The organism is Bremerella cremea (assembly GCF_039541315.1).
In the GTDB taxonomy this organism is placed as follows: domain Bacteria; phylum Planctomycetota; class Planctomycetia; order Pirellulales; family Pirellulaceae; genus Bremerella; species Bremerella cremea.
On sequence record NZ_BAABFZ010000003.1, the window covers coordinates 347,637 to 366,202 of the forward strand.

General features: G+C 56.9%; 17 protein-coding genes. 10 read left to right on the top strand and 7 right to left on the bottom strand.

What is annotated here, in order from left to right:
* The first annotated feature begins 216 nt into the window (after window positions 1–216).
* Window positions 217–1,026 (top strand): sugar phosphate isomerase/epimerase family protein, encoded by an 810-nt coding sequence (locus tag ABD890_RS03585; RefSeq protein ID WP_345085955.1) that lies wholly within the window; start codon window positions 217–219, stop codon window positions 1,024–1,026.
* Here the strand turns inward: ABD890_RS03585 and ABD890_RS03590 are convergent.
* Window positions 1,019–2,266, bottom strand: coding sequence for a PQQ-binding-like beta-propeller repeat protein (locus tag ABD890_RS03590; RefSeq protein WP_345085956.1), 1,248 nt, complete (start codon window positions 2,264–2,266; stop codon window positions 1,019–1,021). The genes ABD890_RS03585 and ABD890_RS03590 overlap by 8 nt on opposite strands.
* Window positions 2,267–2,484: 218 nt before the next feature.
* On the opposite strand from ABD890_RS03590, the gene arfB reads away from it, so the two are divergent.
* The 5 genes from arfB to ABD890_RS03615 all read left to right on the top strand — a co-directional run bounded on the left by arfB (window position 2,485) and on the right by ABD890_RS03615 (window position 8,191).
* Window positions 2,485–2,925 (top strand): alternative ribosome rescue aminoacyl-tRNA hydrolase ArfB, encoded by a 441-nt coding sequence (gene arfB, locus ABD890_RS03595; protein WP_345085957.1) that lies wholly within the window; start codon window positions 2,485–2,487, stop codon window positions 2,923–2,925.
* Between the two features lie 122 nt (window positions 2,926–3,047).
* Entirely contained in the window at window positions 3,048–3,794 is a 747-nt protein-coding gene (locus ABD890_RS03600; protein WP_345085959.1) for a UvrB/UvrC motif-containing protein, read from the top strand.
* 205 nt (window positions 3,795–3,999) lie between these two features.
* The gene (locus tag ABD890_RS03605) at window positions 4,000–5,301 is read left to right on the top strand and encodes a Gfo/Idh/MocA family protein (protein ID WP_345085961.1); all 1,302 of its coding nucleotides are present in this window, start codon (window positions 4,000–4,002) and stop codon (window positions 5,299–5,301) included.
* 161 nt (window positions 5,302–5,462) lie between these two features.
* A complete protein-coding gene (locus ABD890_RS03610; RefSeq protein WP_345085963.1) occupies window positions 5,463–6,995 on the top strand; it encodes an ABC transporter permease in 1,533 nt (510 codons plus the stop codon).
* A 65-nt stretch (window positions 6,996–7,060) separates the two neighbouring features.
* The gene (locus ABD890_RS03615; RefSeq protein ID WP_345085965.1) at window positions 7,061–8,191 is read left to right on the top strand and encodes a DUF1570 domain-containing protein; all 1,131 of its coding nucleotides are present in this window, start codon (window positions 7,061–7,063) and stop codon (window positions 8,189–8,191) included.
* A gap of 1 nt (window position 8,192) precedes the next feature.
* On the opposite strand, the gene ABD890_RS03620 is transcribed toward ABD890_RS03615, so the two are convergent.
* Together ABD890_RS03620 and ABD890_RS03625 are read right to left on the bottom strand one after the other, a co-directional pair.
* Window positions 8,193–9,521, bottom strand: a complete 1,329-nt coding sequence (locus tag ABD890_RS03620; RefSeq protein ID WP_345085967.1) for an outer membrane protein assembly factor BamB family protein — start codon at window positions 9,519–9,521, stop codon at window positions 8,193–8,195.
* Window positions 9,522–9,581: 60 nt separating this feature from the next.
* The gene (locus tag ABD890_RS03625; protein ID WP_345085969.1) at window positions 9,582–9,812 is read right to left on the bottom strand and encodes an FmdB family zinc ribbon protein; all 231 of its coding nucleotides are present in this window, start codon (window positions 9,810–9,812) and stop codon (window positions 9,582–9,584) included.
* Window positions 9,813–9,890: 78 nt separating this feature from the next.
* Between ABD890_RS03625 and ABD890_RS03630 the strand changes: the two genes are divergently transcribed.
* Window positions 9,891–10,565 (top strand): NAD(P)H-hydrate epimerase, encoded by a 675-nt coding sequence (locus ABD890_RS03630; protein WP_345085971.1) that lies wholly within the window; start codon window positions 9,891–9,893, stop codon window positions 10,563–10,565.
* Here ABD890_RS03630 and ABD890_RS03635 read toward each other — a convergent pair.
* From ABD890_RS03635 to ABD890_RS03650, 4 genes are all read right to left on the bottom strand, one after another.
* Window positions 10,562–11,059, bottom strand: a complete 498-nt coding sequence (locus ABD890_RS03635) for a GNAT family N-acetyltransferase (protein WP_345085973.1) — start codon at window positions 11,057–11,059, stop codon at window positions 10,562–10,564. The two genes, ABD890_RS03630 and ABD890_RS03635, sit on opposite strands and share 4 nt — an antisense overlap.
* Before the next feature lie 35 nt (window positions 11,060–11,094).
* Window positions 11,095–12,033 carry a DNA integrity scanning protein DisA nucleotide-binding domain protein gene (locus tag ABD890_RS03640; protein WP_345085975.1) on the bottom strand — a complete coding sequence of 313 codons (939 nt, stop codon included), beginning with the start codon at window positions 12,031–12,033 and terminating at the stop codon, window positions 11,095–11,097.
* Window positions 12,034–12,176: 143 nt separating this feature from the next.
* A complete protein-coding gene (locus tag ABD890_RS03645; RefSeq protein WP_345085977.1) occupies window positions 12,177–13,742 on the bottom strand; it encodes a hypothetical protein in 1,566 nt (521 codons plus the stop codon).
* Between the two features lie 376 nt (window positions 13,743–14,118).
* Window positions 14,119–14,820, bottom strand: coding sequence for a HEAT repeat domain-containing protein (locus tag ABD890_RS03650; protein ID WP_345085979.1), 702 nt, complete (start codon window positions 14,818–14,820; stop codon window positions 14,119–14,121).
* Window positions 14,821–15,195: 375 nt separating this feature from the next.
* Between ABD890_RS03650 and ABD890_RS03655 the strand changes: the two genes are divergently transcribed.
* From ABD890_RS03655 to ABD890_RS03665, 3 genes are all read left to right on the top strand, one after another.
* Window positions 15,196–15,723 (top strand): hypothetical protein, encoded by a 528-nt coding sequence (locus tag ABD890_RS03655; protein WP_345085981.1) that lies wholly within the window; start codon window positions 15,196–15,198, stop codon window positions 15,721–15,723.
* 71 nt (window positions 15,724–15,794) lie between these two features.
* Window positions 15,795–17,210, top strand: a complete 1,416-nt coding sequence (locus ABD890_RS03660; RefSeq protein ID WP_345085983.1) for an SPFH domain-containing protein — start codon at window positions 15,795–15,797, stop codon at window positions 17,208–17,210.
* 172 nt (window positions 17,211–17,382) lie between these two features.
* Window positions 17,383–18,354, top strand: coding sequence for an MOSC domain-containing protein (locus ABD890_RS03665; RefSeq protein WP_345085985.1), 972 nt, complete (start codon window positions 17,383–17,385; stop codon window positions 18,352–18,354).
* Window positions 18,355–18,566: the final 212 nt, after the last annotated feature.

Genomic DNA, 18,566 nt, shown 5'->3' on the forward strand with positions numbered 1-18,566 from the left:
CTGGACCTGAAGCGACCAAGGTCGCCCCCCTGCGGATGGCACTGCTATCACTTCTATCTGGCTTTTCTGCCGGTCGGCGAACGAACCTTCAAAACTCTTCCGTCAAGCCGTTTACAAAAGAAGTTCGCTTCCTATACTTGGCTTCACTTCGCTGCCAACCCAGGCGGATCTTCGGGTGGCAAACGACAGATATCTTTTCTTACGAGTGTCGCACGGATGGCCAAGTTCTCGATGAATCAGATGACCACCCTTCGCTGGTCGTTTGAACAAGATTGCTTCCGATACCGCGAGGCAGGCCTCTCGGCAATTCACGTCTGGCGTGACAAGATTCACGACTACGGTGAAGCCAAAGGTGCGATCCTGCTGGAAGAGCTTGGCCTGGAAGTTTCCGCACTCAGCTGGGCCGGCGGATTCACCGGTAGTGATGGCCGCAACTTCAAAGACGCCTTGGAAGATGCCAAGCATGCCGTCGATCTCGCTCAGGAACTCAACGCTGGCTGCTTGATCGTTTACAGCGGTGCCCGCGGCGGTCACATCAGTAAGCATGCCCAGCGATTGTTCTCGGGCGCGTTAGCCGACCTGATCCCGTATGCCGAAGCCCATCATGTGAAGCTGGCCATCAAACCAATCCGGCACAAATACGGCAGCGACTGGACCTTGATCCGCCGCATGACCGATGCCTTGCAATTGATCGACCTGGTCGACTCGCCTTGCTTCAAACTGGTGCTCGACTTGTACGAGTTCGGCGACCAGCCCGAAGTGCTCGACAACTTGCACCTCTTGGTCCCTTATCTGGCATTGGTTCAAGTGGGCGATCGTAGTTGCGATCCGCTCGAGGAACCAAACCGCTGCCTGCTGGGGAGCGGGCAGCTTTCGCTCGATTCGACGATCACTCGCCTGCTGCAACTTGGCTACGACGGCCCTATCGATGTAGAACTGATGGGACGCGACGTGCAGCAGTTGAACTATGAAGAGATGCTCGCCCATAGCGTCGGCTATCTGCAGTCGATGAACTCGACTACTTAGCCATCGCTTCCAGGCAGACCAGCCGATCTTCGCCCCGGACAAACAAGCGTCCATCGGAAAGGATCGGTGCGGCCCAGGCTGGGGCCCGAAGCAGTGGCCGACCGTTGGCACTTCGCAGATAAGACTGCGAGACTAGTTCGTATTTCTCGGGGTTTACTTTCAGCAGTCGCAGCACGCCATCTTCGCTCAAGCAGATCAGGTGTCCATCGGCCAGCAGTAGCGAGCTTCGCGAAAGTCCTTCTTCCGCCCACATCACTTTGCCGGTCTTCCAATCGATGCACCGCAGTTCGGCCTGGTGCGAATGCCGACCGCTGCTGGCATACAAATAGCCATCTTGATAAACGGCCGTGTTCCAGTGCGTTTCCATCGCGTGATTGCGGCTTCGTTCTTCATCCTTCCAAACGACTTCGTAACCGCCTGGCTTCACCTTTAAAAGTGTGCTGCCAACCGCATAGCATTCGGAAATGAAGACTTCATCGCCAACCACGACCGGCACGCTGGCGTTGACGCTTTCCAGCTTCTTGGCTCGCCAGGGATAGTGGAAGTCGATCTTGCCGTCACGCGGATCGAATCCCAACAGTCCACCCCGCAGGAAAGCAAAGCACCATGGTCGGCCATCAATTTCAGCCAACGTCAGGCTGGCATAGCTGGCAAGCTCGTCCGAAAGTTGATAGATCGTTTTGCCGGTCTTGGTGTCGAGTGCCACGATCGCGCTGCCGTTGCCATCAACGCGACCGATATCGTAAGGCCCCAGGCCACGAAACTGCTCGGGGCTGCCACCCACCATCACCAGCAGCTTGTCTTCGTACACTACTGGCGTGCTGCCGACCCCAAAGAAATTTGGGACCACCATGAACTCTTCCGAGAGGTTCCGCTTCCACAGCAGCTTCTTCTCAGCGATGCTCAAGCAGTGCAGTTCTCCTTCGGCACCATAGATGTAAACCCGGTCGCCATCGATCACCGGGCTACAGCGGGGACCGTTGTTGTAGCCGAGGGCATCTTCGTACTGCGTTGGATATTGATAGTCCCACAGTTTCTCGCCCGTCTTCACATCCAGCACGTCGAGCCGATTTTCGTCGCCGTAGCGATCGAACTGAAAGAACTTTCCTTGGCTGATGCTGCCGATACCATAGCCAGTACCGATCTCGCGTTCCCACAAGACTTTTGGGCCACTTTCCGGCCAAGGTGTGAGCAAGCCTTTTTCCAGCGATGTGCTGTTATGACGCGGCCCAAGAAACATGGGCCAGTCTTCCGCTGACAGCAGAGCAGGGGAGGTGATGCAAAAGGAAACGAACCAGAGGAAGAAAGGCGAGCGAACCCGAATCGGCATGCGATGGTCTTTCTGCTGACGTGGGTAGTCTTGGGAAGGAAATCAACCTATCCTGGCAGTATAGCTAACCCCGTCGGTTCGATCCAAAACAGGTCTCCCTTACTTCGTCCGCTTCTTACGTGAATCCTATGTCGACGTTTGTCATTAGTCCCTCGATCGAGATTCCGTGGAGCGAGCTGCAATTCTCGTATTCGCGCAGCAGCGGTCCCGGCGGACAGCACGTCAACAAGACGAACACGAAGGCAACGCTAAAGTGGGACATTCATCAGACGGAAGCCCTTTCGCCGGCGATTAAAATCCGCTTCGAGAAAAACTGGGGGGCACGCATCAACAAAGAAGGTGTCCTGGTCATCACCAGCGAAGATAGTCGCGAGCAACGCAGCAACATGGAAGCCTGCCTGGCGAAGCTCAAGCAGATGATCATCCTTTCGGCCAAGCGTCCCAAGGTCCGTGTGCCGACGAAACCATCGCGAAGCTCTGTCCTGAAGAACCAGGAAAAGAAGCGGCAGCATAGCCAGCGAAAGAACGATCGCCGGCAATCGAAGAACATCTCTCGGCGTCACGACTAGCATTCACGGCCGATACCCCCTCTGTCATGGGTACGACTGCGGCTGAACGCATCCTTTTCCCTGACGGGTGATGACCTATAATCTGGGTGGAACTTGTTACGTGACTTTCCCCTACGGATCCTATGGACTCCTTCGATCATTCTGAAAATATCGATCACATCGTTAACTCGTGGTCTTTCGAACCTGGCAAACTAACGGCCCGGATCGCCACCGGATCGGACGGGCGTGATGTGCTGCAGATGCGGATCGAAATGGGATTGTTGCAAATGGAGATCGCTGGCCGGCCAGATGGCGAAAAGCCTTTCAATTTCGACTCTTATCTCGAATATCTCCAGGCTCAGTTCCTGACCGATCTGGATGCCATGCTGTCGGACGACGACTGCGTGGAAATCGATCGAGAGTTCGTGCAGCTCTATCATCGCCGAATTTGCTGGCTGGCTCTTCGTGAGTACGAGAAAGCGGTTCGCGACGCCGATCACACGCTGGCGTTAATGGACCTGTGCCAGGCGCATTCAACCGACGAAGAGTGGATCGACAGCCACGAGCACTTCCGCCCGTTTGTGATGTTCCACCGGATTCAGGCCAAAGCCTTGATCGAGCTGGAAAAGCACACCCCAGAGCACGCGATCGAAGAGCTCACCTCAGGGGTCGAGGAGCTCCGAGAGCTTTACGCCTCCAACGAGTCCGAAGAAGACTTCGAAAACGACGAACTTCACGTACGACTTGTCGAACTTCGCGAAACGCTTCGCGAGCAGTTTGAAGTTGGGCAGACGCTCAACGAGCAGTTGGCCGATGCCGTCGCCAACGAACGGTACGAACAAGCAGCCAAGCTGCGAGATCGTATCCACAAGCGGGAAGATCTCCGCTAGGCTGGGGGGACCGCATCCCAATCCAGTCATTCTAAAGGGCTGTCAATCCGCCCATAGAAGCGGCCCAGCTGGTCATACGATACCCACCCAATGGCTTCTTTTTGTTGCGTTCGCCTACCGCGCTGGCTACAATTTGGGTCCAGCCCCTCGTCTTGCACAAGAACATATCCCGCTATATCCCACCTTTGAGATCGAAGGAACCGAAATGACTGACCAGTCCGCTAAGCCGGCTTCGCCTAACCAAGTCGAACGCCGCACCTTTCTGAAAGGGACCGCCGCCCTGGGTACCGCTGCTGCGGTCGGCAGCCTGACTATGGCTCGCTCGGCGCACGCTGCCGGTAACGACGAACTGAAGGTGGCCCTGATCGGGTGTGGTGGCCGTGGCAATGGTGCCGCCGTCAACGCGACCAAAGGGGACGAGAACCTGAAGATCACCGTTCTGGCCGACATTTTCCCAGACAAGGTGGAAGCTTCGAAGCGAATTCTCGGCCGCCAGCTGGGCGATCGTTTCGCCGTGAGTGACGAAAACTGTTTCAGCGGTTTCGACGCTTACAAAGAAGTGATGGCAACCGACGTCGACGTCGTGCTGCTGTGCACCACGCCTCACTTCCGTCCTGCTCATCTGGAAGCCGCCATTGCCGCCGGCAAGCACGTCTTCTGCGAAAAGCCTGTTGCAATCGACGCTCCTGGCTGCCGTAAGGTGATGGAAACGGTTGAAAAGGCGAAGCAGAAGAACTTGAGCATCGTGAGCGGTCTGTGCTGGCGATACCATCCCGCCGTCATCGCCACCGTGGAAAAGATCAAAGAAGGTGCCATCGGCGATGTCATCTCGATGCAGGAAAACTATTTGGCTGGCACGCTCTGGCATCGTGGCAACAAAGAAGAGTGGTCGGAAATGGAATACCAAATCCGCAACTGGCTCTACTTCACCTGGCTGTCGGGCGATCACATCGCCGAACAAGCGATTCACAGCATCGACAAGGCGCAGTGGATCATGGACGACGTCCCACCGGTGAGCTGCTATGGCCTGGGTGGTCGCGAAGTTCGTACCGGGGAAGAATACGGTAACATCTTTGATCATCACGCCGTCATGTACGAATACGCTGGCGGTCAGAAGATGTTCCACTACACCCGCCAGATGGCTGGCTGCTTCAACGAAACCGAAGACTTCATCATGGGCACCAAGGGGAACGCCAAGATCCTCGCCAATGTGGTCGAAGGCCAGACCAACTGGAAGTACGACGGTCCTGGCGGCAACATGTACGACCTGGAACACAAGGCCCTCTACGAAGGCATGCGTTCGGGCAACATCATCAACAATGGTGATTACATGACCAAGAGCACCATGTGTGCGATCATGGGCCGCATGGCGACCTACACCGGCAAGAAGGTGACTTGGGATGAAGCCTGGAACAGCCAGGAAGACCTGACTCCGAAGAGCTACGAATGGGGCGCGGTCACCATCCCGACTCCAATCGCCGTTCCAGGTCAAACGAAGCTGGTCTAAGCGACCAATCGTTTCTGCATGCGAAACGGATTACACTGGAGGCCAGGACAATTCCTGGCCTCCTTTCTTTTGCGCCCGTGACATCTGAATCCTTCGCATCTCGTTCACCTGGCATCACCATCGGGTCGTTAGGTCTACTGACCCTGGCGGTTGCTTCTGCCATGATGCTGTGGGGCGATCCGCTTTCAACATCGCTCGCCGGCGCCACGCTGCTGTACGCGGCTCTCGTGACCGTGGTAACACTCCCACCAGCGATTGTCACGGCGCTGCTCGTTTTCCGGACGAACCTGCTGGGACGCATTGTTCTTCAGGTACTGTTGATCGTATGGCTGTTTCTGCCGGTCTATGTCCACATCGCCGGCTGGCGTGACCTTTTTGGGCCGCAAGGCTGGCTGGAAGTTCCCAATCCGTTTCAACCTTCGACGAATCTGATCGACGGCGTGACCGGTGTGATTTGGCTGCATGCGTTGGCCGCGTTTCCGTGGGTCGTATTTCTGACCGGGGTCGCTTTTGCTCGCGGCCCAGCAAGCCTGGAAGACGACGCCCGACTCGAAGCTTCTCCCTGGTCGGTCCTGGGCAACGTGACGCTGCGTCGCAGTTGGGACGCGGTTCTGGTCGCGGTGGTTTGGATTGTCATCACGATGTTTGGCGAGATGAGCATCGCCAGCGTTTGCAACGTGCGAACCTACAGCGAAGTCGTTTTCACTGGCATCCCACTCGGACTCACGACCACTGAAACGGGACTAACGCTCGGACCGGGAGCGATCTTGATGATCGGTCTGGTGGTGCTTGCCGCGTGGCTGGCCGAGACAGTGCGACCACGCGGGCAAGACGTCGAAACCAATCGACCAGCACCGTTACCATTGCAACGAGGCAGGACGGCGTGGTCGCTGTTGATCTGGGGAATGTTTCTATTCGCGTTGGCACCACCGCTGGTCGGTTTGATTTACAAAGTCGGCATCACCATCGATCAAGTCGACGGGCAGTTCGTACGAGGCTGGTCGCTGTGGAAGGCGTTTCAGTTGACGCTCAGCAGCGTGACCGTCTATCGCCGCGAGCTGACCTGGTCGCTCCTCTTGGCAGGCACCGTTTCGCAGGTAACCACACTGTTCGCCTTACTGCTGGCCGACATCGCTAGTCGCGGCAAATGGTTGGCACGCGGCGTCGCGTTATTTTGCGGAGTCCTTTTCGCCTTGCCAGGACCGATCGTCGGTTTGGCGATCGCGTGGGGTACCAATCGACCTTGGTTGGCATGGTTGGCTCCGCTTGTCGATCGGACGATCTTTGCTCCCACGCTGGCGATCGTGACGATCACGCTGCCGCTGGTCACTTTCTTTTACTGGCATGCGATGCCTTCGCAGCGGCAACTGCGTGAGCTGGCCAGTCTGGATGGGAGTAGCTGGCTACGAACCTGGTGGAAGGTTATTCTGCCGGCGAGTTGGCCAACGATTGTCGCTGGTCTGCTGATTGGTTTCGTGCTGGCAGCCAACGACGTGGCGGCATCGGTCTTGGTCCTTCCGGCGGGGATCGATACGATCTCTCGACGGATCTTTGGCCTGCTCCATTTCGGGGGCGAAGATAACGTGGCAGGCATTTTGCTATTGAATCTGGGCGTGGTGGCGGTGCTGGCGATCGCGATCCGCCTGCTGGCCACATGGCGCAGTCGTAGCGATTTTCGCGATTCGCTGCCTTGATTCGTAGCGACGTACTATACTGCCAATGTTCGCTCTGCTTCGACTTTTGACCCGAAAGGTCACTCATGCTTCGATCGATTTCCTTGTTTGTCCTGCTTCTGGCAACCGCGTGCCCGTTGCGCGCCGACGACGTCTCGTTTGAACGGGACGGCCAGCGAATCGACCTCAAGGGAGAAGTGATCGCCACGCATGAAGCAGGCATCGTCTTGCATACGCCAGATAACAAGCTGTGGCCGATCCAGCAGGAAGAAATCGTCAATCGCCAGAAATCGACCGGCGAGTTCCAACTGCAAACCAAAGAGCAGCTGATCGAGACCGTTCTTTCCGAGATGCCGCAAGGGTCGCAGGTCATCGAGACGACGCACTACATCGTCGCTTACAACACCTCGCGCGCGTATGCCCAGTGGGTTGCCGGAATGCTCGAACGACTGCATCGTGGGTTCACCAGCTATTGGTCGCAGCGTGGCATCGATTTAAAGAACCCAGAACAGCCGATGGTCGCACTGGTGTTCGACGATCGAACTAGCTTCGCGAACTATGGCAAAGCAGAACTGGGTGAAGCCGCCAACAGTGTGATCGGCTTCTACAGCATGCACACGAATTATGTGGTGATGTTCGACCTGACCGGCGGAGCAGGGGACTCGTCGCGACGCACGCTGGGAACGCGCGACATTCAGCGATTAATGTCGCGACCTGACTTTCAATGGAGCCTGGCAACGATCGTGCACGAAGCGACGCACCAACTGGCATTCAATGCTGGTCTGCAACAACGCTTTGCCGACGTACCGCTATGGTTTTCGGAAGGTCTGGCGATCTACTTCGAGACGCCAGACGTCTCCAGTAGTCGCGGCTGGAGAGGCATTGGCCAGATCAGCGCTCCGCGACTGCAGCAATTCCAGAAGGCAGCCGGCCAGAGCGGGCAAACGTTTCTGCCTGATCTGTTGACCAACGACGATTCGCTGCGGAAGGCGGCGACGGCGATGGATCGTTACGCCCAGGCCTGGGCCGTGACGTATTACCTACAGAAACGCATGCCTGAGAAGTACGACGCGTACTTGCGCGAGCTTTCGCAGATTGAACCGCTGAACGACCCGCCCCAAGCCGAGCGGGTTCGTATGTTTCAGCGGCACTTCGGAGCGGATCTCACGCAGCTAGAAAATGAGATCCGCCAGATGATGCAAGGCTTGCGGCCTTAGCTTACTTGCCATTCTGGATGCGGAAGAGATGATCCGAGGTACGGATCACCAGGTTACCATCCAGGAAGATCGGCGACGCCATAATGCGCTCGCCCAGATCGTTCTCGGCCAGCACATCGTATTCATCACCAGGCTTGATTACCGTCGTCAGGCCTGCTTCGTTGCAGAAGTAGATGCGACCATCGGCAACCGTGGGCGAAGCACTATAGTTGCCTCCCATGCGATTGGTCCACACATCTTTGCCGGTGATCGCATCGACACACGTCGCAACACCACGATCGCTGACCATGTAGATCTTGCCGTCGACATAAACTGGCGACGGGGTCGTGGGAACTTGACGACTGAAGGTCCAGTCGATGTGCGTCTGCGTGACGTCACCTTCTCCATCGGTACGAATCGCCACGAGTTGCGGTCGCATGAAACCAGAGCAAATGTAAACGATCCCATCGTTGTAGATCGGACGTGGCACGTTCGAGAAGCCACTGCCATGATCGCACCGCCACAGTTCTTTGCCCGTTTCTGGATCGTACGAACAAACCCACTGGGCACCTGGAATGATGACTTGGGTCTTGCCATTGGTTTCTACGACCAGCGGCGTGGCGTAAGCCTTCTTCTGGTCGCCATCTTCGGTGCGATACGGAGGACGCGAAGTCTTCCAGGCGGTCTCGCCGGTCTTCTTATCGAGCGCGGTGATGTACTGCTCGTTGACGCCATCGCAGGTCAAAATCAGCTTGTCGCCAACCAACACGGGCGAACTGCCAGGACCGACGTAATACTCCAACGCGTTTTCGTTGTTCTTCCAAACGACTTCGGCGGATTGGGTGTCGATGCAGCAGGTGCCGTAGGTACCGAAGTAACAGTACAACAAGTTGCCTTCCACCACCGGCGTCGGCGACGCGTACGAGTTCGTCAGGTGAACGGCCAAGGGACGTTCGACCTCGAACAGATCAAGCGTTCGCACGACTTCGCCCGTTTTGTAGTCGACTTCGATCGCCTGCAGCTTCACATCGGAAGCGATGTTGGACGAGTTCTTCATGAATGGCTTGGCATCTTTCAGACGTTCGGCCTTTTCTTCATCGGAAAGAAACTCGACCAGCGCGGTCGTCAACCAGATCTTATCGCCGACCAGCACGGGCGAAGACCAACCCTTGCCCGGGATTGGAGTTTTCCAGGCAACGTTCTCGGTGGCACTCCAGTGGAGCGGAACATTCTTGGCATCAGAGACACCATCGCCGTTTGGGCCACGGAACTGAGGCCAGCCGTCAGGAGCGGCGGCCGAGACTTGCGAGCCGATCGCTACGAGCAATGCCAATGCGCAGGCGCGGATCATGGTTGTTAACCTGTTTGCGAAGATGGTTGGAAGGGGAAGGGCATGTAGGAGGGATTTACCTTAGTGGCAGCCGCCACCGCCGCATTGAGGCAGACCACATCCACCTCCGCTCGGCATCGGACCGCAAATCGGCAAGTCGCTCGACTTGCCCCCGGTGTGAGCAGCCGGAACACTCCATGCCTTCTCGAGCTTGGCACTGCCGCACTGAGGGCACTTCGGCTTTTCACCACCACGAACGAGCAACTCGAACTGGCTGTGGCATGCGTCACACGTGTATTCAAACAATGGCATCGGTTCACCTGGCGCGAAAATCGGATACAGTCAAAAAAGGCATTCGTATTGTAAATAATTCCCCACGGAACTGCATCCATGACTTCTCGCACACCCCTAACCCGAGAGCAGTCACGAGCGGTCGACGTTCTGGCTGCTGAAAAATACCATATTCCGGGCGTCATTCTGATGGAAAACGCCGGACGGGGCTGTGCCGAGCTGCTTCGCTCGAAATCGCCAGGCAACGTGCTCATCTGCTGCGGACCTGGAAACAACGGGGGCGATGGCTATGTCATTGCCCGGCAACTCGATCTGCACCAGGTTCCGGTGAAGGTTGCCTTGTTCTGTTCCCGGGAACGTGTCCAGGGCGATGCCGCCATCAATTTTAAAATCTTGACGGCATCTGACATTGAGATTCTGGATGTTTCTGATGAGCCTCTTTGCGAATCGTTTCGCGCAGCCTTGGCAGAGGCCGACTGGGTCGTCGATGCAATGTTGGGGACCGGAGTCACTTCGCCCCCGCGCGAGCCCATCGCCTCCGCGATTCGCGCGATCAATGCTTCACCAGCGAAAGTCCTGGCCATCGACATTCCGAGCGGCCTCGACTGCGATACCGGCGAGCCTCACGATCCGACGATCGAAGCCGATTTGACCGCAACCTTCGTCACGCCGAAGATCGGCTACGAAACTGCGGCGGCGCAGAAGTGCCTGGGCGAATTGCACGTGATCGACATCGGAACTCCGCAGAAAATGCTGCGTGAAGTCCTGGGCTAACCTTCGCTCCGAATCGGCTTCTTCCAGAAGCTCATGGCGTCGGTCGCCGGATCACCGGGGAGGAAGCCGTGGCGCAGATAAAGATTCCGTGCTCGGTTATCGGCTCGCACTTCCAGCGTGACAAACGCACAGCCTTCCTGCTCGGCCAGCCAATCGACTGCGTCCAGCAGCGCCGTGCCGACACCACAGCCTCGGGCATCGGGCGAGACCGCCAAGTCATGAATGTTAAGCAGCGGTCGGGCCTTGAAGGTCGAGAAGCCAATGAAGCAGTTGGCCAGGCCAACATACTTTCCATCGATCTCGGCCAGCAATCCGCGATAGGTATCGACCTTCTTCAGCCGCGGAATCAGATGCAGATAGACACCCTCTGGCAGAGGCGCTCCGCTCCCCATTTCATCGCGAGAGTATTGATCGAGCAGATCGAGCAACGCCTGGGCGTGGTCTTTGCTTTCCAGATCGATCGCGTGGATCGTGCCGAGGAAGGATTGCGTCACATGCGTCTCGTGGGGATCGAAGGCGGACTAGCGAACTAGTCAGAACCGCCTTGTTGAGGATTGTCGAAATCGAGATCCTTCCACTTCATCGCTCGGCGCGAAGGCTCGATTCGCAGAACGACTTCTCCTCCCTGGAACAAGCGGACCGTGCCATTCGATTCGCTGACCGCGATCGAGATAGCCTTGGTCTTCTTGCTGATGGCTGCCGCAGCCCAGTGCCGGGCACCCAGCCCCTTGCTCAGCGTCACGCTGGCCGAGGTCACGTCGAGCATTCGCCCGGCGGCTTCGACGGTTCCGTCGGCGGCTACCACGAAGGCACCATCCAGCTGAGCGATTTCTTTCAGATTTTCGCGGACACTTCGGTCGCCGATGTGCCGGTCTTTCTTGGCGTAACCCTTCAGCGGATCAAAGCCGCTAGGGGCGCTGTTGCTAAGCACCTTGCGATGGTCGCCCACCACAAAGCAAGTTCCGACCGGCTTGCCTTCGCGGCCTTCGCGACCGATCTCGACAGCCAGGTCGACGACGATCTTGAGGGTCTCGAGCGGAACGCTGGTCTCCAGCTTGCGGAGATCCCGCGAGGTGAGGCGGCCCAGACGTTCGTCGAGGCGAATAAAGCTGATCGTGTCGATCCGCTCTTCATCGAAACCGCTGTACAAAGAGACGACCCGGGCACCGGTAGAAAGTTGGTCGTTGGCGACGGCCTCGACCAGGGCATGCATCAGCTTCTCGAGAATGGGGCTTTCTTCAAGCTCGACGACCACGCCATGCAGGCCGGTCTCTTCGATGCCGACCAGGAATTCATCACGGTCGGCAGCCACGATCACTTTGTGGCCTTCAGCAATTGCCTTGAGCTTGTCCCACTCAGGCATGCCATCCACAAAAATGAGTACCGCGTCCGCTTCCGCGACTTCGAGCATTCGAATCGCGAGCTTGAAAAACTCGGTGAACTGATTCGAGAGCTTTTGATATTTCATCCCCAGCGGAGTTCATTCCCAGGTGTGAAGCCAACCATTAATGCGCGAGTGCCCGCAATCGTAGGCCAGATAGGGCCAAATGACAAGCGATGCACCCGTTTTTCAGCACGTTGGGGCTCAATTTTTGCCGAATCCACGTGCCACTAATCGTGCGACGTTTGCAGGATTTCCTGAGTCCGACTACCTGGCTTGGTTCCGAACACCATTTGGTCATACAGGACCAACGCATGCAGGGCATGGCCGCGCGGGCCGATGCTCCAGTCGTGTCGCGGATTTTGCTCCAGGATGGTCGTCACATAGTTGACCGCACGGACAACTTCAGGCGAAGTCAATTTCTCTGGCGGCAACGAGTAGATCAGGAATTCCAGGATATGACCCGAGGTCTGCAGCCGACGATCGACGTCGCGATCCATGCCGCGGCCCTCGAACCAGTTGGTGCTGAAACTGCCATCAGTATTCTGGATCTGAAAGGAATGTTTATGGTAAGCATTGATGTACTCTTCCGCCTTTTGCCAGACACCGTCCATCGGCAGGCCGGCCTTCTTGCGGGCAGCCAGGGCGAACGAGATCCCCGTCAGACGGTGGGTACCACCGCAAGCGGCTCCGACAACCTTCTGCGTGATCTCTTCTTTCAGCAGACGCTCCAGGCTCCACTCTTGGCCGTCACGCGACTTCCAGGTGGCATCGGCTGGCAGATAGTACGACAGGGCCAGCAATTTGAAGGTCAATTCCGACTTCGGAACGCAGGTCGCCTTCTCGAATTCGATCAGGTCTTCAACCGTGAAGGTGTGACCATCGACCTGAATCTCGTAGGAAGGAGCGACATAGCTTTGGGCCAACATTGCCAGGAACTGGCCATGATGCCCTTGGACGCGAGGACCCTGCTTGGCCATCAGCTGACCATTCTGCACGGCAAACAAACGATTGCCGCGGCAGGGTTTGTTCCAGCAGACCCAACCAATGGCGTTCACCGGTTGACGATAATCAGGCGTACGAATGAGGGCATCGACACCCCACGGCAAAAATCCATGCATCGTTTCCCAGACGTCATGCTTCGAGGCATCGCCCGGCTGGGTACGGTAGTAGTAATCGAGTACCCGGTGAATGCGTGGCTGCAACGCTTGAACATAACCAGGCAGCGGCGGCACGACTTCAGGCTCTTCCATCGGAACCGGTTCGACTTCCACTTCCGCCATCGGAGCCGCTTCGCCGTCTTTGATCGGCTTGGCTTGCTGATCTTGCATTAGCGGGGCAGGCTGCTCGTCGGCTGGCTTCGCATCGGCTGGCTGCTCTGCTTCCACCTTGTCGCTTTTCTCTGGTTTCGCTGGCTGCTCTGGCTTATCTTCCTTTTCCACTTCCAGCGTTGCGGCTGGCAGTTCTTTGGAAGGAGTCAGCTCGGCAGCTGGTTTGTCGGCAGGCTTTTCCGCTGGCTGGGTTTCTTCAGAGGAAACGTCGCCGGTGGCTGGCTCCAAGACCGGAGCTTCTTCCGAGGTGGTCGGGGGCTGCGGTTTGAATTGGTCTTTCTTTTCCGCTGGAACCAGCGCGACTCGAATCATCGGACTTTCGGCCGAGCTACCCGCTTCCGAACCGTCTGCAGGATTTAACACCGGAGCAACGATCACTTCTTGTGCCGATGCCGTAGTGTTGTCCAGGGTTGTCGTGCTCCAGAACGCCAACGCGCCGAGGAGGATTGCAGTCCGTCTTTGCATGCGTCTAAATCTTCAATTCCTAGGCAGCCTGATGGATGGATAAATAGGCCGCAACAGAGTCAACGGTCAACGCGTTCAGAAACGTGGGGCGAAATGCACATAGTGGCATGATTCCTCGCACGGACGAGTGGGGTAGATTTGCGTCCGCGTTGAAGTTTCGAGGCTTAAGCATTTTCGTTTCTGACATCAGTTTACACACCACGCCACGCTTATAGCAAACGGCATCCCGGCTAGAGGAACTATAGAGAAATCGAAGCCATTGGGTGTTTTTGTCTAACCGGTTTGCGATGACAAACCGGCTTAAGGAGATCATCCGTCACACGGCCAATTTGGGGTAACTTTTAGCTAACCGAATCGACCTGCAGTACCAGCGTTTCTATCGCAAGAAGCTTGGCACTAGCTGTTCAGCAATCGACGTCGTGGGGGGCTCAGGGCTACCGCCATTGGCAAACTCGCGCCACTTGGCCGTATCACCCTTGTAATCGACATTGCTGTGCTTTCGCAGCGACTGGATCGCCGCGAATCGCATGGCGGGATCGCGGGCATCAAGAGCCGGCACCAAGGCCTGCTTGGCGGCTTCCGAAGAGAAACCACCCAGCGAATTGGCTGCCGTTAAACGAACATCGTAGTCGCGATCGCGAATCAACACGTCGCCCAGCAAGGCAACCGCTTCCGGATTCTTCGACTCACCCAACGCCAGGACCGCTTCTCGGCGAACGTCAGCATCTGGGTCGAATAGCGAAGATCGCATGCCCGGCATCGCTTCTGGAACCGTCATCTGCCCCAAGGCTCGCAGCATGTGCACGCGAATCACCGAGTTCTCTTCGGTCGGTAACGCCTCGGCGATCTTCGTGGCATGTTCGATCTGTTTCTCCGCCGGTAAGCGCGACGCGCCGCTGGCCAACTGATCGAGCTCTTCGATCCGCTGGGTTGGCGTCGGTCCATATTTGGCAAAGTCGGCTGGATCGTCGTTGTCCCACCAAATGATCGGATCGACGATCGCACCGTTCGAGGCACATCCTGACAGCGTCAGTACGACAACTACCAAGATTCCGCAAAGCGTGGACTTCTGGTCCATGAAATTTGTCCAACTGGCCTAGAGATAAAGACTTTTGCGATGTAAGCGGGCGAACGCTACCAAAATCGGCGGCCCGGTTCCAGGTGAATTCATACCCGTTTTTTGTGCCTACGAGCGCCCCGACAAAAAGTTCCGGGGAATGTTTTCCATCCGTCGGAAAAACTGATATCGTAAGGGCTTAGCACGATCGGACAGGCTTCATTCTGCCAGCATGTCGAGTCAAACTCGGCAAGATCGGACGCTATCGAACGAAATACTGCTGAAGTTTATCGCGACAACAGCCAGCGACTTTTCTGAAGGTAGCGTCTGGCAGTGCTGCATAAGACCTTATCGTTCGTTTCGACCTTCGCTCTTCACCCCCTCGGGAGGCTATCGGTGATCGACCCTCAACAACACGCCAAGAATCGCGGGCTCGTCGAGTCCATCTTGCAGTACATTCCTGGCTTTTCCGGCTATCTATCGCGTGAGTATCGGCGCGAGAGTGATAGCATGACGCGCGACTTTCTTGCGGACAAACTGCAAAAGTCGAAGAAGGGGCTCGACGAGTATGGCCATACACTGGTCGCTTTGGGTGCTTTAGATCAACTGCCGATGCTAGAGCGACTTCGGAGCCGACTCGACCTGGCGATCAATCGCCTGAAGGCCCAGATGCCGGGCTACAGTGGCTTCTTCGATTTCGTTCAAGTTGACGAGGAACTGCTGACCGACATTTACGAACACGACCTGGCCCTGGTCCAACAGGTCGATGCCGTGGCTACCGAAATCCAAGGCCTGGCCACCACCCAGCTGACACCGGCCCAAGTGGTGCCTCAGATCACTGCCAAGCTGGATGGTCTGCTGCTGAAGATTGACCACCGCGAGAACATGCTGAAAGGTGTCGCCGCCGGTCCCAACGACGGCTAGTCTTTGCCAACGCCCAATAACCCAATCATCTCGTCATCGCCTTACGGCAAGAAGAAAGAGGAATACCACTGATGAGCCTTCAACTGGAAGTCATTCAGTTCTTCGACAACTCGAATCGCTCCATCGTCCATCGCATGCCGCCCGAAGGTTCGGCCGCGATCAAGTATGGCGCCCAGCTCATCGTCCAGCAGAATCAGGAAGCGGTCTTCTTTCTCGATGGCAAGGCGATGGATTCGTTCGGGCCTGGCCGCTACACGCTGCAGACCCAGAACATCCCGCTGATCACCAGCATTCTGACCATTCCATGGGAGAAGTCGCCGTTTCAGGCTTCGGTCTACTACTTCGGCAAGCAGACCTTCCTCGATCAGAAGTGGGGCACGCGTCAGCCGATCACGGTCCGTGACCGCGATTTCGGCATGATCCGCCTGCGCAGCTTCGGTAAGTTTTCGTTCCGAGTGGTCGATGCCCCGCTGATGCTCAACACGATCGTTGGCACGCAAGGCAAATACACGACGGACGATGTTTCGTCTTACTTGAAAGACCTGATCGTCTCGCGTTTGACCGATCTGCTGGGAACCTCGCAGATCAGCATGCTCGACTTGCCCAGCAAGTTCGATGAAATCGCCGCTGGCACACGCATCAAAGTTGCCGACGACTTCACCAAGTACGGCCTCGAGCTGGTCGACTTCTTCATCAACGCGATTACTCCGCCGGAAGAAGTACAGAAGGCGATCGACGCGCGGAGCAGCATGGGCGCGATCGGCGATCTCCGAGCGTTCACCATGTATCAAGCGGCCAACAGCATGAGCAAGATGGCCGAGAACGGCGGCGATGGCTCTGGCCCAGGTGCCATGCAAATGGGTATGGGTGCCGGCTTCGGTATGATGATGCCGGGCATGATGAACGCCGCGATGCAGGGCTATCAGGCTCCGGGCATGGCCCCGCAAGGTGGACCGGCTCCTCAGCCGATGGGCAACCAACCCGGTCAAGCCCCAGGTGTTGTCCCGGCGGCACCGATGGGTGGCGGCATGAGCTTCGACGACCTGCAAGGTCCCGGTGGAACCGTTCCGGCACAAACCTTGAGTGCCCGCGACATCATCAAGCATGTTGCCCAGACAAGTGGTTGGCCTTTGACCGAATCGAACGAGAACCTTTGGACGGTCAACGTTCCGGTCAATGCACTTCGCAAGCAGAACGTGAACATCATGTTCGGCCAGAAAGACGACGACGGCAACGAGTTGGTCGTTTACAACAGCCTTTGCGGACCTGCCAACGAACGCAATGCGATGGCACTGCTGCGTTACAACACGAAGATGATTCATGGTGCGTTCGCCGTCGAAAAGCTCGACTCCGGCGAAGTCATCACCGTGCGAGCCAACCAACTGGCCGATGCGGTTGATCAACTGGAAATCACCAAGACGATTACCGCGATCGCGTGGCAGGCCGACAAAGTGGAAGAGAAACTGCTGGGGACGGACAACTACTAAAACGTAGCCTTTTCCAAGACAACCATCCGCGAGGCGATACCCCCAAGGTGTCGCCTTGCTTGTTTCTTGCCCTTATCAAGCGAGTTCCACGTAGCGAACCTGAAAGGGCGAAGCGGTGTCTCGGAAGTTGTCTGAGATCTTTCACGCCGCCAACTCGCCAGGCAGGGCCTCGATGACCGACGACGAATTCCTCCATGCGTTTCTCGACTGCACGCTCAAGGCAGAAGACTGGACGCATGAAGCGCACGTTCGGGCCGCCTTTCTGATCGCCTCTAGACATCCGTGGGCGGAAGCTATGCTCGCCATTCGAGCGGCGATTCAAGCATTTAATCGCGCGACAAAGACTCCCGAATCGCTCGATCGCGGCTATCATGAAACGATCACCCAGGCCTTCATGCGTTTGATTTTTATCGCGACTCGTCAGACAGGTCCGCACGCCACCGCCCAAGAGTTCCTTCGCCGCCATCCAGAGCTATCGAACAAAGAGGCACTGCGGCAATATTACTCGCGCGAAAGATTGCGGACCTGGTTGGCCAAACGCTGCTTCCTATTACCAGACCTTCAACCACTACCCAGACTGGAAGGGGAATCGATGCCGGAACATCTCTCGACGGAACAGCTCGACGCTGGCCTGCCGCAGATCGAACAATCACCATGCGAAGAAGGTAAACTCGAAGCGATCGTCATTCGTCCCATGACCGATCAGCGTGAAAGCCTCGCCTTCTGCGAGTTGAGCCTCGCTGGCGGCGTGCATGGCGATAACTGGGCACTGGGCTGTTGGATGTCGCTGCCAGATGGCTCGCCTCATCCCGATGTTCAGGTCGCCATCATGAATTCCCGCGCCATCGACCTGATTGCCGGCGATCGTTCGCGATGGGCGTTGGCAGGCGACAACTTGTTCGTCGACATGAACCTCTCGAAAGAAAATCTTCCGGTGGGACAACGTATCGCCATCGGCGAAGCCGAGCTCGAAATCACCGAAGTCGCCCACAACGGATGTGGCAAGTTCTCGGAACGCTTCGGCCCCGATGCCACGCGTTGGGTCAACTCAAAAGTCGGCAAGCAGCTTCACCTGCGCGGCATTTACGCACGCATCGTGAAGAATGGCCTAGTCCGCGTCGGCGATACGATCACCAAGATCTAGCCGCGGACCATCTCTCCGCCTAGCGGCCAATCTTGATATCGAGTTGTTTCTCGTCGTTCGGCAAAATCTCGGCCTGCTGACAATAGGCCGAGGCCAGGATCGATGTTTTCGCCACTGAAGGCATCGACCGTAACGACATTCCAACCTTCGATGGATCTTGCTCTTGGTTTTATTGCAATTTAGACCTGTGGCGTGACGTAGCACTTTAACGT